At 45.1% G+C, this 14,240-nt stretch carries 17 protein-coding genes; 11 read left to right on the forward strand and 6 right to left on the reverse strand.

What is annotated here, in order from left to right; translation table 11 throughout:
- Positions 1-83: 83 nt before the first annotated feature.
- Entirely contained in the window at positions 84-347 is a 264-nt protein-coding gene (locus H6F98_RS10050) for a hypothetical protein (RefSeq protein WP_192218528.1), read from the reverse strand.
- Between the two features lie 81 nt (positions 348-428).
- A complete protein-coding gene (locus H6F98_RS10055; protein WP_192218529.1) occupies positions 429-2,081 on the reverse strand; it encodes a mechanosensitive ion channel family protein in 1,653 nt (550 codons plus the stop codon).
- Positions 2,082-2,412: 331 nt separating this feature from the next.
- On the opposite strand from H6F98_RS10055, the gene ahcY reads away from it, so the two are divergent.
- From ahcY to H6F98_RS10085, 8 genes are all read left to right on the forward strand, one after another.
- Positions 2,413-3,690, forward strand: coding sequence for an adenosylhomocysteinase (ahcY, locus tag H6F98_RS10060; RefSeq protein WP_192218530.1), 1,278 nt, complete (start codon positions 2,413-2,415; stop codon positions 3,688-3,690).
- Positions 3,691-3,909: 219 nt separating this feature from the next.
- Entirely contained in the window at positions 3,910-4,530 is a 621-nt protein-coding gene (locus tag H6F98_RS10065) for an exopolysaccharide biosynthesis protein (protein ID WP_192218531.1), read from the forward strand.
- A gap of 79 nt (positions 4,531-4,609) precedes the next feature.
- Positions 4,610-5,197, forward strand: a complete 588-nt coding sequence (locus tag H6F98_RS10070; protein WP_396811309.1) for a DedA family protein — start codon at positions 4,610-4,612, stop codon at positions 5,195-5,197.
- Positions 5,198-5,490: 293 nt separating this feature from the next.
- Positions 5,491-8,049, forward strand: coding sequence for a pentapeptide repeat-containing protein (locus H6F98_RS10075; RefSeq protein ID WP_396811312.1), 2,559 nt, complete (start codon positions 5,491-5,493; stop codon positions 8,047-8,049).
- On the forward strand, positions 8,042-8,173 hold the full coding sequence (locus H6F98_RS34005; protein ID WP_277927551.1) for a hypothetical protein: 132 nt from the start codon (positions 8,042-8,044) through the stop codon (positions 8,171-8,173). Before H6F98_RS10075 ends, H6F98_RS34005 begins: the two co-directional genes overlap by 8 nt.
- Positions 8,145-9,830 carry a DUF262 domain-containing protein gene (locus H6F98_RS10080; protein WP_192218533.1) on the forward strand — a complete coding sequence of 562 codons (1,686 nt, stop codon included), beginning with the start codon at positions 8,145-8,147 and terminating at the stop codon, positions 9,828-9,830. The genes H6F98_RS34005 and H6F98_RS10080 overlap by 29 nt, the downstream gene beginning before the upstream one ends.
- Positions 9,831-9,866: 36 nt before the next feature.
- Positions 9,867-9,998 (forward strand): hypothetical protein, encoded by a 132-nt coding sequence (locus tag H6F98_RS34010; protein ID WP_277927552.1) that lies wholly within the window; start codon positions 9,867-9,869, stop codon positions 9,996-9,998.
- Positions 9,995-10,228, forward strand: coding sequence for a hypothetical protein (locus tag H6F98_RS10085; protein ID WP_192218534.1), 234 nt, complete (start codon positions 9,995-9,997; stop codon positions 10,226-10,228). Before H6F98_RS34010 ends, H6F98_RS10085 begins: the two co-directional genes overlap by 4 nt.
- A gap of 126 nt (positions 10,229-10,354) precedes the next feature.
- Here the strand turns inward: H6F98_RS10085 and H6F98_RS10090 are convergent, their stop codons facing one another.
- From H6F98_RS10090 to H6F98_RS10105, 4 genes are all read right to left on the reverse strand, one after another.
- Complete coding sequence (locus H6F98_RS10090; RefSeq protein ID WP_192218535.1) at positions 10,355-10,708, reverse strand: DUF2442 domain-containing protein; 354 nt, start codon at positions 10,706-10,708, stop codon at positions 10,355-10,357.
- A 140-nt stretch (positions 10,709-10,848) separates the two neighbouring features.
- Positions 10,849-11,049 (reverse strand): chlorophyll a/b-binding protein, encoded by a 201-nt coding sequence (locus H6F98_RS10095; RefSeq protein WP_192218536.1) that lies wholly within the window; start codon positions 11,047-11,049, stop codon positions 10,849-10,851.
- A 159-nt stretch (positions 11,050-11,208) separates the two neighbouring features.
- Entirely contained in the window at positions 11,209-11,355 is a 147-nt protein-coding gene (locus H6F98_RS10100; protein ID WP_192218537.1) for a hypothetical protein, read from the reverse strand.
- A 2-nt stretch (positions 11,356-11,357) separates the two neighbouring features.
- Positions 11,358-12,218, reverse strand: coding sequence for an alpha/beta fold hydrolase (locus tag H6F98_RS10105; protein ID WP_192218538.1), 861 nt, complete (start codon positions 12,216-12,218; stop codon positions 11,358-11,360).
- 654 nt (positions 12,219-12,872) lie between these two features.
- On the opposite strand from H6F98_RS10105, the gene H6F98_RS10110 reads away from it, so the two are divergent.
- The 3 genes from H6F98_RS10110 (at position 12,873) to H6F98_RS10120 (ending at position 14,240) form a co-directional block, all read left to right on the forward strand.
- Positions 12,873-13,163 carry a WGxxGxxG family protein gene (locus H6F98_RS10110; protein ID WP_192218539.1) on the forward strand — a complete coding sequence of 97 codons (291 nt, stop codon included), beginning with the start codon at positions 12,873-12,875 and terminating at the stop codon, positions 13,161-13,163.
- 50 nt (positions 13,164-13,213) lie between these two features.
- Complete coding sequence (locus H6F98_RS10115; protein WP_192218540.1) at positions 13,214-13,528, forward strand: WGxxGxxG family protein; 315 nt, start codon at positions 13,214-13,216, stop codon at positions 13,526-13,528.
- Between the two features lie 457 nt (positions 13,529-13,985).
- A complete protein-coding gene (locus tag H6F98_RS10120; RefSeq protein WP_192218541.1) occupies positions 13,986-14,240 on the forward strand; it encodes a DUF4212 domain-containing protein in 255 nt (84 codons plus the stop codon).

Consider the following 14,240-nt stretch of genomic DNA (forward strand, 5'->3'; position numbering starts at 1 on the left):
TCATGTTTATCTTCCAATAAGAAAAGTATTTGTAAGGACACGCTGGGTGTCCTTGTTGTTCGGTGTCGAGGAGATTGTTTGGACTACGCTACTAATTCTGAGCGTTGTGCATTCACACTCACCGTTGGCATATCGATGGGAATCTGTGGCAGTTGAGGGGATGTTTTCTCTAAAACTTTGACTTCAATGTTGACAGCCACTAGATAAGAACCCGTTTCATCTCCCACAGCTTCAGCAATCAACTTGGCAAAATCTGGGCGTCCAGATGTAATTGGCTCACGTAAGGTGTACTGCTCCCATTCGTACTCGGCATTGGGGTTGATGCTGAGAATGTAGTGCTTCGTCATGGGGGTAAAAACCTTGTATTTTCAAGGGGTTCAGGCTTCAACAACAGTCAAATCCTACCTCTCTATTATAGTATTTATGTACTACTTTTGGGAGTGAACACCTCGACCATCTCGCGAGGATTGTAGAGGTAGAGTGTTGTTAAACCAGACCTCTTGCTGAGGCAAGGGAATCGAAATCCCCGCTTCGTCTAAAGCCCCCTTCAGCCGTCGGCGAAACTCCCGCGCCACTTCCCATTGCTTCAAAGGCTGAGTTTTAATCCACACTCGAATCGTCACGCCTCGACTACCAAAATCATCTACCCCTAAGACTTCTGGTTTATCGAGGATTTGTTCGCGCCAATGTTCGTCGCGAGTCATTTCTTGGGCGACGTTATTAATCAGCGCTAGCGCCTTATCCACATCCGTGTGGTAAGCCACAGGAATATTTAAGTCTGCTCGTGACCAATTACTGGAGAGATTGGCAATGATCTTAATTTCACTATTTGGAATCGTGATTAATCGTCCCTCAGCATCGCGCAACTGAGTAATCCGCAGATTCATGTTTTCCACCAAACCACCCACGTTTGCCACGTTGATTACATCCCCGACCGCGTACTGGTCTTCCAGGATGATGAAAAAGCCGTTGATTGCATCTTTAATCAAACTTTGCGAAGCCAAAGACACAGCAACTCCAATTAGCCCTGCACCAGCAAGCAAAGGCCCAATATTAACACCAATTACTGAAAGAGCCACTAGAGTTCCAACTGCAATCCAAGTAACTGTGACAATACTCTTAGCCACACCAGAAACCGTTGAGACTCGCAGTTGTACGCGCCGATTGGATTCTGGAGTTAGTAGGTAATTACTGGCAAGTACTGAGGAAAACCGATCAATTAAGGCATAGCTCAGACGAGTAACCATATAAGTTGCCAATCCAACAATGCCTATTCGTAGAGGAAACCGTAGCCCGGTAATAATTAAAATCTGTATCATCCGGGTGTAAGGAAACAGCCCCAAAATAAATAAAGTTCCCCCTGCCAAAATTACCGCTTGAGCTAGCTGGAAAAACCGATGCTGAACTTCTTTGACATTCCATTGTTGCTGTTGAGTTAGCTGAGTTGATATAGGCTGTGTGGGGGACGACTCAGCATGGGCTAGCTGGTCTTTCGAGCGCTTTGATCGACGTTCCCAATAGGAGATTGCCAAGATAGCGACAACCATCGCTACACCAGTGCCAGCCGCTACTCCGGCTTGACGACTCAGAAACTCTGATTGCCGTTCCTGCTTCGCTCGTCTTAGCCCTTCTTCTAGCTCTTGAACCAGTTCTTCAGCTCTAGTATCAATATCAACGCCTTTGAGATTGGCATCTTGGTCAGTAACGCTCATCAGGCGGACTTGCCTATCTCCGACAGAGACGTAGATATCGGGTATCTGTCCTTCTGTTTCTTGACGAACCTCTAATTGAGCGGAATCGTTTTTGAAGTAAGTGCTACTAATATCGCTCAATCGCTGATCAATATCTTCAATTCGGCTGTTTAAATCAGATTTAGGAGAGGCGATTTCAAATAGGCAACGACCATCAAGCCGGATACAACCGGGAACTACCTGATTGTTTTGGTCTTGATTCAGTAGGTTGGGAGTTTGCAAGTTCAAATCTTGGATTGATGGAAGCTGAGCCTTTACAGGCAACACAGCGCAGCATGTAAAAGCGATCGCTCCAGCAATAGTCCAAGATAAAAAGCGTATTTTTAACATACTGTTGAATCAAGAAGTCAAGAGATCAGTCGCAATAAACATTACTTAAGTCATGGCTGTTAGGAGTTAGTGGTTAGTAGTCTCTAATTTTTCTACTATCAGCCTTTTGTAAATGTTTATTACACCCACCTACTTAACAAGGGATTCTTGCTGCTTATCGTCCATCAAAAGAAAGACATTATTTTCAGTAAGCCGCAAACTTTACTCGGTTTATTACGCTTAAACTTACGTCCTTGAGTACTTGTCAGCCTCTGTTTTCACCTCCCTCTTCGGTCAGATGGAGTAATCTAGTTAAGACTGCGATGCAAATTTTTGTTCAAAAGTACAATTCATGACTGCAACTGTTACTCAGCTCAAGCACGAAGTTAAAGACCTTTCTCTCGCTCCACTAGGCAAACAACGGATTGAGTGGGCTGGGAGAGAAATGCCGGTTCTACGGCAAATTCAGGAACGTTTTGCTCAAGAGAAGCCGTTTGAAGGCATTCGTTTGGTTGCCTGCTGCCACGTTACCACCGAAACGGCTCATTTAGCGATCGCTCTCAAAAATGGTGGTGCTGAAGCGGTTCTGATTGCCAGCAATCCCCTCTCTACACAAGATGATGTTGCCGCTTGCTTAGTGGTTGATTATGGCATCCCCGTATTTGCCCTGAAAGGCGAAGATGCTGAAACCTACACTCGGCACGTTGAAATTGCCCTCGACCACCGTCCTAACATCATCATTGATGACGGTAGTGATGTCGTTGCCAGTCTGGTGCAGCACCGCAAAGAGCAAATTGCTGACCTCATTGGCACCACAGAAGAAACCACCACTGGGATTGTCCGTCTCCGGGCGATGTTCAATGATGGGGTTTTGAGCTTCCCCGCGATGAACGTCAACGACGCTGACACCAAGCACTTCTTTGATAACCGCTATGGTACAGGTCAATCGACCCTTGACGGCATCATCCGGGCAACTAACGTCTTGCTTGCTGGTAAAACGATTGTAGTTGCAGGTTATGGCTGGTGCGGTAAAGGTGTTGCCCTCCGCGCACGGGGCATGGGTGCTAACGTCATTGTCACCGAAATTGACCCGACAAAAGCGATCGAAGCGGTGATGGACGGGTTCCGAGTCATGCCGATGGCAGAAGCTGCACCCCAAGGTGACTTGTTTATCACCGTCACTGGTAACAAGCACGTCATTCGCGGCGAGCATTTCGATGCTATGAAAGACGGAGCAATGGTTTGTAACTCCGGTCACTTCGACATCGAAATCGACCTCAAGTCTCTGGGGGCAAAAGCAACAGAAGTCAAAGAAGCAAGAACATTCACCCAGGAATATCAACTCTCAAACGGTAAATCCGTCATCGTACTAGGCGAAGGACGTTTGGTTAACCTGGCAGCGGCTGAAGGACACCCCAGTGCTGTAATGGATATGAGCTTCGCGAACCAAGCTTTGGCTTGTGAGTACCTGGTGAAAAATAAAGGGAATTTGGAACCGGGAATTCACTCTATCCCTGTTGAGGTAGACAAAGAAATTGCACGGCTGAAGTTGCAGGCGATGGGAGTCAAGATTGACAGCTTGACTCCAGAACAAACTGAGTACATCAACTCTTGGACTTCCGGAACCTAGAATCAGGACGGGTGGGCGATGCCCACCCTTCTATCCTCAACAAAAATGAAGATTTTATCGGCTTGAGCTAGTCATTTACAAACTTGTGATGGAGAATGCCCGGACTTTAACGAAATGGAGTCCGGGGAGTGTCAACAACCGATTCTTTCTATTGGTTAGCATTTGCAGTATTGACTCGGTATTGGGTGGCATTACAGTACTCAACGTTTTTTAAGTGTAATGGCTAAACTCTCTGTAGAATTACAACGCTATTTTTTCGAGGAAGAACGCTCTCCCCAGGTAACTTTGACTGAAATTCTGCAACTAGCAGGGGAGAGAATTTTTGGTTTTTTGTTCGTTATCCTGTCTCTACCTTCAGCGTTACCCGTTCCTGCTCCTGGTTACTCTGTCCCTTTTGGAATAGCTCTTTTTCTATTGGCTTTGCAGCTCATTTCCGGTGCTAAACTCCCCTGGTTACCCCAGAAGATTAGTAAACATCCGATTGAACTCAAGCAAGTGCAGGGAGTTCTGAAGGCGGGGCTACCTTGGTTGCGGCGGATTGAGGTGATCTCTCGTCCTCGTCTGAGCTATATTTGCAACAGTTTGCCAGGACGGGTAACGATTGGAATTGCGATCGCGTTGATGGGCATTTCGATGATGATTCCCATTCCGGGTACAAATACCCTGCCTGCTATGGGCATTTTTGTCACAGGCTTTGGCTTAATGGAGGATGACGGCGCGATCAGTTTGGGTGGTTTAGTCTTGTGTTTGATCGGTGGCATCCTTACCACTTCAATCCTGATTGCTATCTTAGTGGGTGGTACAAGTCTACTGGATCTGATCAAAGGTTGGCTGCGCTAGAAGTATTCAATCTTTGAATTAAAATAACACCTAACCTAATACCCAGCACCCACTTATGCAGGAATGGATACTTAACACGATGAATTCCCTCGGTTACTGGGGAATTGGGCTACTGATGTTCGCGGAAAATCTATTTCCTCCTATCCCTTCAGAACTAATCATGCCCTTGGCAGGATTTACAGTATCAAAGGGCAATATGAACTTCTCGCTTGCCGTTTTGGCGGGAGTCGTCGGCACTATCCTAGGAGCATTGCCTTGGTACTACGCAGGTAAACTCTTGGGTGAGGAGCGCTTGAAGCATTTAGCTGACAAGTACGGGAAGTGGATTACAGTATCCAGCCAGGATATTGATAAAGCAACGCGATGGTTTAGTCGGTACGGCAACAAAGCTGTGTTGTTTGGTCGTCTTGTGCCAGGAATTCGTACCTTAATCTCGCTGCCAGCAGGTCTTAGTGAGATGCCCCTAGTGCCCTTTCTCATCTACTCAACACTCGGCACTACTGCATGGGTGATGCTACTAACCTTCTTGGGCTTCCAACTGGGTGAGAAATATGAGCTTGTAGAGGAGTACCTTGGCCCTGTTTCTAAAGTTGTGCTGCTTATTCTAATTGTTGGGTTTATTGCTTGGGTTGTGATTAAACAGCGAAAGGCAAAACGCAGAACATAACTCATCCCCTGCTTTCTCATAGGGGGGATACAAGTATTATTTGTTATTGGTTGTTGGTCGGAAACTAATTTTTAACAAACAACTAATAACAAATAACTAATAACAAACTTTACACTTTTCAAGGGGTATCACAAAAGCTGGTCACTCGCCCACATCTAACTCGTAAGTTCATCACCACTGAACCGTTAGGGAAAAGTGGTGAAGGAGGCGAACAAAAGGTTTGGGATGCTGTCCGAGAGGTTTTTGCAGATAGAGAATGTATTGGCTACTGGCGCTACCCAATTTTTTCTAAGGTGGGAAAGTCTCGGAAAGAGCCTGATATTCTGATTGTTGACTCTTCGCTGGGTTTGATTGTCATTGAAATTAAGTCTGTGACAATTGACCAGATTTTAGCGATCGCAGGTCATCGTTGGGAGTTCCAAAACTTCTACACCACCAGCAGCAACCCTTACGAGCAAGCGGAAAATCAACTATTTGCTTTGCTCGGATATTGCGATCGCGAACCGAGTCTCCGCAGAAAAGTACCAGGTCGTGCCCTAGTTTGCTTACCTTTAATTACAGAAGAACAATGGTACGAGAGTGGGTTTTACCAACTCCCTAGCTGTCCCCCCATTATTTTTCAAGACCAACTTGACACTCCCAAGCATGGGAAGCCAACTAAACAATCAACAACCAATAACCAACAATTAACTCACAACTCCCTACTACAGCAGATTGAGCAAACGACTCCAATTATTAAAGGGTGCAATCTAACGAGTGAACAGTGGAAGTTGTTGCAAGCTGTGGTTAGCGGTACCCCTGTTTACCGCACAAAGCGTTCTGTTTCCGTAGGGGCGCACAGCTGTGCGCCCCTACACCTTGGACAACCTAAAAATAAGCAAAGCCGTGCCAGTGTCCTTACCGAAGTGCGGCAACGCTTATCGGAATTTGATTTACAACAGGAACACATTGGGAAGGAAATTCCTCCAGGACCACAACGGATTCGGGGTATTGCTGGCTCAGGTAAAACCGTATTGCTGTGCCAGAAAGCGGCTCATATTCACCTAAAGCATCCAGAGTGGGATATCGCCTTTGTCTTTTTCAGCCGTAGCCTCTACCACCCGATCATTGCTCAGTTAGATAAGTGGCTACGTCGCTTCAGTAGTGGTGAAGTAGGATATGACCCAAAGAATCAAAAATTTCAGGTACTGCACGCTTGGGGAGCCAAATATCAACCGGGACTCTACAGCACGATTTGCAAAGCGGCTGGAGTTAAGCGTCTGACGGTTAATGATACTGAACGGAAGCAACCCAATGAAGCCTTAGCTGACGTATGCACACAGTTATTGCACAATACGGTCATCCCTACGCTATATGATGCCATCTTGATTGATGAAGGGCAAGACCTAATTGTTGATGACGAACTAAAGTACGAAGGCAAGCAGCCGTTCTACTGGATGGCGTATCAAGCCTTACGACCTGTTGACCCCACCCAGCCCGAACAGCGACGCTTAATTTGGGGTTACGATGAAGCCCAAAGCCTGGAAAGCCTGAAGATTCCCAACGCCAGTGAGTTGTTTGGGGAAGACTTGGGGCATCTGGTGACAGGACAGTACAGTGGTGGCATCAAAAAGAGTGAAATCATGCACCGTTGCTACCGTACTCCTGCCCCTATTCTCACTGCCGCGCATGGTATAGGAATGGGGTTGCTGCGTTATGGTGGGATGCTTACAGGGATTACCCGTGCGGAGGATTGGCGGGCAATTGGATATGAGGTAACGGGTCGTTTTACTCCTGGTCAACAAATGACCCTGAGACGACCACCAGAAAACTCTCCCAATCTCATCCCGCAACTCTGGGAAGGGCAAGTGTTGGAGTTTGTCACTTATCGCGATCGCCAAGAAGAGTTCACCTCTCTTGCCCAAAACATTCTCTACAATCTCCGCCATGATGGACTCAAACCCAGCCGCGAGATTTTGGTCATCGTTTTAGGTTCTGGTTTTGAGGCGATGAAACTAGAAACCGCTGTCGCAGAGTTCTTGATATCGCAAGGCATTGACATCTATATTCCCAGCACTCCTGACTGCAACATCCTCCAAGCGGACAAAGAAAACCGTGACCCTAACAAATATTGGTGTGAGGGCGGCGTTACCGTCTCTCGCATCCACCGCGCTAAGGGGAATGAGGCAGACATGGTGTATGTGGTGGGTTTAGACAGGGTTGCAAAGGATGAGAGTAATCTCCAACTGCGTAACCAACTATTTGTGGCATTAACCAGAGCGAAGGGTTGGGTGAAGTTGAGTGGTATAGGTTCCTATCCCATGTATGAGGAAATGTGGCGGGTGATGCAGAGTAGGGACACGTTCACCTTTACCTTCAAGCGCCCTCCACAACGAGAGATTAGCGTTACGGATACAGGAGAACTGCTGAAGCGCTATGACACGGGCGGGAGAAATTTTCAGAACGCAGATTTAACAGGGGCGCAGTTAGCAGGGGCAGATTTGAGGAATGCTAATTTAATCGGTGCGATTCTTAGGAATGCAGATTTGAGAAATGCCCAGCTAGATGGCGCAAAACTGGTGATTGCAGATTTGAGTAATGCAGATTTGACTAATGCCAAGTTGCCCAAAGCGAAACTGGTAGGAGCAATTCTGAAGGAGGCGCGGCTAAGTGGTGCTGATTTTAGTCGCGCAAAGCTGAATAATGCAGATTTGAGGAATGCTCAGTTAGTTGGGACGAAGTTGGTAGGAGCAAATTTGAGTGCTGCTGATTTGAGTGATGCAGATTTAACGGGTGCGAATATTGAGGGGGCGGATTTGAGTGATGCGAATTTGACAGGGACAAAGATGCCGGATGGGAGTGTTTGTGAGTAGAGTAGACGCGATCGCTCTGTCAACTCAGCAGCTACGACAGGGAACACTAACATCAGAGAAACTGTTGCAAACAATGCCCATCAAAGGAGCTATGCATGAGTGCTGTCAAGATTCAGGCTACTGAGTATCCCCTTCAGAGAGTGTTTAGTAAGGAATTCGCCTTTAGCATTCCCCTCTACCAACGCCCTTACGCTTGGACTAATGAACAAGCTGGAGAACTGATTGAAGACTTGATCGCAGCATTAGGAGATGGTAATGAGTCGATTGATGAGATAAATCCCTACTTTCTGGGCAGCATTGTGCTGATAAAAAAAGAAGATCAACCAGATGCCCAAGTCGTGGATGGTCAACAACGCTTGTCCACACTTACTATCTTGCTTGCAGTTCTGCGGACACTAGTACAACCCCAGTATGTCAATACCTTCACCAAGTTACTTTACGAAGAGGGAGATATATTCCTTAACGAACCTAATTGTTACCGCTTAACTTTGGCAAAGCGAGATGCAGCGTTTTTTCAGGAATACATTCAGAATGAAGGTGGTATAGCCAAGCTTAACGATTTAAACTCTACTGCACTTTCAGATAGCCAGAAAAATCTTAAAGAGAACGCACTGTTGTTCCTAAAGCGTTTAGAACAACTTTCCGAAACTCAGCGGGATCGTCTAGCGCACTTCATTATTAAACAATGTTTCTTGGTAACGGTTTCGACTCGTGACTTGGACTCTGCATATCGTATTTTTTCTGTTCTGAATGAACGGGGATTAGACCTTTCCCTGACCGATATTCTAAAAGCAGAGATTATCGGACCGATTCCTGAAGCTCAAAAGCAAGCTTACACCACCAAGTGGGAAGATACTCAGGATAATCTGGGGCGTGAGACGTTTCAAGATCTATTCGCTCACATCCGTATGATTTACCGCAAGGCAAAGCTCGGTAGTAGTGTACTTAAAGAATTCCGTATACATGTTTGCCCCGCCGATAATCCTCAGCAGTTTATTGATAAAACACTTTGCCCTTTAGCTGATGCCTTAAACGTAATCAAAACAGCAACCTATCAAAGTGATAAACATGCAGAGGAAGTAAATAAGCTGTTTAAGCAATTAAACCGAATTGATAATTCTGACTGGATACCACCAGCTATTCTCTACCTCTCCCGTAATCACAATCATCCTGAACGATTGGTGCAATTCTTTACAGATTTAGACCGCCTTGCTGCCGGGTTAATGATTCGACGGGCAAATATTAATGAACGCATTGAACGCTATGGTCGCTTAATAGCTGTCATTGAGAGTGGGGGAAACTTATATACACCCACCTCACCGCTTCACATGACCTCTGAAGAAAAGAATAATATTCTTAAGATGTTGGATGGTGACCTCTACCTGACTCAGAAAATTCGTCTTTATGTGTTGCTGCGTTTAGATGCTGCTCTTTCAGAAGGTGAGGCTTCGTATAACTTCTCTATTATTACTGTTGAACATGTCCTACCGCAAAACCCAGCCTCTAACAGTATCTGGATGAAGTGGTTTCCAAGTCCGGAAGAACGAGAAAGATATGTACATCGTATCGGAAATCTGGTTTTGCTCTCCTCTGGAAAAAACAGTCAAGCGAAAAACTACGACTTTGCTCTGAAAAAGCAGAAGTACTTTACAACAAAAACAGGCGTTTCGCCCTTTGCTTTAACAACGCAAGTGTTGAACGAACAGGAATGGACACCTAAAGTAATTGAACGGCGGCAGAAAGAACTCATTGGTGTTCTCAAAAAAGTTTGGCGCTTATAGAGTAACAGCGAATTTGTATAGCATTAGGCTGTGGTTGTGCGATCGCACCCTCATCAACTCCCATCAATTCAGGAAGGCATGGGCAAGAGGGAAGTGCGATCGCTGATGCATTCGGATTTTCAACAGCCCAAGGTTTTTTTACAAATTGTTGGAGAAATTGAAGGATGAATATCACAGCTAACATTCCGAATGCTTTGTATCAACAAGTCGAAGCTTTAGCTCAGCGTCAAAATATTTCTGTTGAGCAATTAGTAACTATCGCTTTATCCGCTCAAGTCTCTGCTTGGATGACAAAAGACTATATCGAAGAAAAAGCAAAGGGGGGAAATTGGGAAAAATTTCAACAGGTCTTAGAGAAAGTTCCCGATGTCGAACCGGAAGCTTGCGATCGCTTATAGTCTATGAGATGCATTTTTGATAAGTACGAAATTGAGTGCAGCTAAGTTAAGTCAGGCAGATTGGATGGGTGCGAATCTTGTTCATATACTCAACCGAACATTATTCTAAGTCTCAGAGTGCGCTCCCTAACTAGCCTTCATTTTAATTTGCTCCATCCAAGCCTCAGTCCCGAACACACCTGCTAAAAGAGCGGGAACACTAAAATCTGCATCCAACTTTTCCCAGTGCAACCCATCACCGGATGGAGTAACTTCAACCTCAGCTAAATCCTCTGAAGAAGCACCTGCAAGACCTTGCGCCAAATCTGGTGGAAAACTGAAAGTCGCCCCACTCTTCAAATTAATCACAATGCGCTCGCTACTCTGGTCATAGTATGCAGAGTCAGCCCTAGGTTCGACAGCATTCGCAACTGCTGCTGCTTCTCTTGCTTTTGCGATCGCTGCTTTCAGAGTTACCTCATCCAAATCTGGATTAGCCATGAATTTCCTTCCATTTTTCGAGTAGTTCAATAGGATTTTGTTACTCAGCTTGACCGGCAAAAAAAATAGGAACCCTTTGCAGAGTTCCTATTTTATTTAATATTTCAGACCACGTAGGCTTTAGTGAAGATACATTATGACTAGAAGCCCAAGAAGTGTAAAAAGCTTTGACCAGTTGTTAGCTCAACGATGACTGCGGCGAGGAAGCCGATCATTGCTAGACGACCGTTCCACAGTTCAGCAGTGGGGTTTGAACCAAACTCAAACTTGCTGCCAAATTCGCCATATTTGCGCTGAAACTGATCTTCGTAGGTATTGGTTGTTTTTGGTGCGTTAGTCATGATTTAAGCTCCAGAAGAAAAAGTGTTTTGTCTTTGTTATTAACAAATGTAAACAATACTTGCCTGATGTGCCGTCTGCCTTTAGAGGGGAAAGAATTAGTAAGAACGGTTAGAAAACTCTGCCTTGAGGTAGGAGATAGATAGTCGAAGCGAGTATTGTCACGGACGAACAAAAAAATCTGGGGTTTTGATATGTGCAGAGAGGATGCCGTTCGAGAAGGTTAGCGCGATCGCATCTTCGCTAACACCTACATCTATATAGCTGAGACTTCCAGTTGCTAGGAAAGCTTGTATAGGCGATCGCATCTTCACTCCGAAAGGAACTCTCGCATATATTGATTCACGAGTTCAGGCTGTTCCTGCTGTACCCAATGGCTAACGTTTGGGAGATAGCGGATTTGCAAGTCTCGAACAAACTCCTGTGTTCCGTAACTTAATTCCTTACCCAAGGCTTTGTCTGCCTCTCCCCAAATCATTAGAGTTGGCACCGTGAGGAGAGTCCACTCCTGTCGCAACATATTATCGAACCCATTGCGGTAATAGTTAAGCATTGCTGTCAATGCACCCCGCTTTGCTGCCGCATTCTTATAAGCTTCTATGTCTTCTGAGCTGAAGGTGCTTTTGTCAATTGCCATAGCTGTCAAGGCGGTGCTAATTGCTTGATAATCGGATGCTTGTAGAAGCAGTTCTGGTAGCACGGGTATCTGGAAGAAAAAGACATACCAGCTACGCATCAACTGCTGGGGTGTTCGCAACCCTTCTGTAAATTTGGCGGGATGAGGGATGTTCAGTACAATCAGCCGTTCTAGCATTTCGGGATGAGCATGGGCAAAGTGCCACGCGATCGCACCACCCCAGTCATGAGCGACTAAAACGCAACGCTCATATCCTAGTCCTTGAATAACACCCTTTACATCCTTAATGAACTCGCTCATTACATAAGCCGATTGCTCTTGCGGCTTGTCACTTTCGTTGTAGCCACGCAGATCGAGGGCAACCACTTTATAATCCTTAGCAAATTCTGGAATTTGGTGTCGCCATGAGTACCAAAACTCTGGAAAACCATGCAACATCAGCATCAACGGGCCTTCCCCTTGAGTCACATAATGCAGCCTAATTCCATTAGAGACAATGTATTCATGTTTCCAGGTTCCTTCTAGGACAGTCATTTCCTTAATGTCTCCTGAGTAGTTTTTGGAATCCTATCAACTTTTCCTTAATCCAGCCTCGCACCTGAGGATAGATAGGCGATCGGCTCTTAAGTTTTAAAAAATAGTAATAGAAGTCTAATGGATTCAATCAACCAGGCACCAACAAAAACAATAAACTCAAGCCCTACATAGTAAGGTTTCTTCCATAAACTCGTTACGGTGAGGGTATTAATTGATGAGTGTAGTGTTAAGTTATATAAATTTATTAAAACCTAGCTGTATAAAGACAGTTGATAAAGTGCCTCAAACCCAGATAGATAGCTACTATATTGTCACAACCCGTGTTTTAGCTGTTGATTAAAACTCCGTTTGGACGATGTGATTTCCCTCGTACCTAGCTTGGTCAACAAGAGCTAAAAAGCTTGACAGAATTAGATTACAGCTTGATGCCCTAGTTGTGCGATCGCCCAGTACAGAACGTTATGTAATTCTTCGTTCTGAAGACAGGTATTTTCACCTCACCTTTTGGACAGACTAGTTGGTTAGCTTTTCTATTTCTTCAGACGAGTTAAACGTTGAAGAGGTTTATCGCTAAAGATTGATTGAATTGATGTAGGAAAAACCTATGCTTATAGACATCAGAAACAAGATAAAAAAAACGGAGATTCAATCATGCAAATTTCTAAAGCGTCCAAAGTGCTTAGTGCTGGTGTAATTGCTGCAAGTTTAGCGGTTGTCCCTTTTACTCTTCCTGCACAAGCCCAAGATAATACAACGGGTACAACTGGAACCAATACAGAAATTGAAACCGTAGATACCGAAGATAGCTTTGATTGGGGATGGTTAGGTTTACTTGGCTTAGCTGGATTAGCTGGTTTAGCTGGCAAAAAGCGTCAAGAGACTGTTCATCATGTTAATAATGACCCCGATGTAAGAGTACGTACAGGTTCTGACTATCGGTAATCCAGTAGCTCTCTAAAGATAAAACAAAGTAGAGATTCGGAGATTAAATAATGAAGACTTCCAAATTGTCCAAGTTAGTTGGAGCGGGTGTAATCGCTGCAAGCTTAGCCGTTGTCCCCTTAAGTATTCCTGCACAAGCTCAGGATAATGCTCCTGATACCTCTACAGAGCAAAATAGCGGTGTCGATGCAGTTGGTCCGATCGCGGATGGTACTGAGCGTGACAATAATGATTGGGGTTGGTTAGGTCTACTCGGTCTGACAGGATTAGCAGGTTTGGCTGGTAAGAAGCGTAAAGAAACTGTTCATCACGTTGATAGTAACCCGGATGTAGTTGTCCGTCCAGGTTCTGACTATCGCTCATAGTGTATTTATGGGGTGAGTTCGGGGTGAGCGCCACAGACATGGTAGCTGCTCTCACAATCTCAAAAGGTAACCACCCTTTATTGAGCGAGTGATATTGGTTACTAGATATGAGGGGAAGTAAACAGCTATCTGCCCCGTTCACACCAAGGCACCTTCTTGAGGCATAGACAAGGAGGTGCTTTTGTTATTGATTTCTTTTCCCCCTACTCAAAAGACGGCACTTCATGTGCAGGGAAGCCTGTAGGAGGTGTCGCTTCAACTTCTGCTATCCAGAATTGCTATCGCGATGCCAAAGCCGAACGTTTTGCTTGTCCCCTAGCCTGGTAAGCTTGATGCAAGATTCTGTCTTTTTAAAGACAAACAGGCAGAAAAATTGAAAAAGGCTAATACTCCTGAGCAGACATTGCTGAGGAGTTTTGGTTTTATTTCCCTATTTAAATGTTGCAATCTCGAAACAATGGATAAGAACCAACGCCAAGCTTACTGGCGTGCTAATACCGCTTTGATTCGGAATCTTTTGATTGTTTGGGCGCTAGTGTCTCTCATCTTCAGCATTCTGCTGGTTCAACCTTTAAACGCACTGCGTCTGGGTACTTTGCCCCTTGGCTTTTGGATGGCACAGCAAGGTTCCATCTTAACGTTTGTTGTGCTGATTTTTATCTACGCCTTTCAGATGGACAAACTTGATCGCAAATTCGGCATCAGAAAGTGA

Source organism: Microcoleus sp. FACHB-SPT15, assembly GCF_014849525.1.
Taxonomy (GTDB): Bacteria; Cyanobacteriota; Cyanobacteriia; order Cyanobacteriales; family Coleofasciculaceae; genus Symplocastrum; species Symplocastrum torsivum.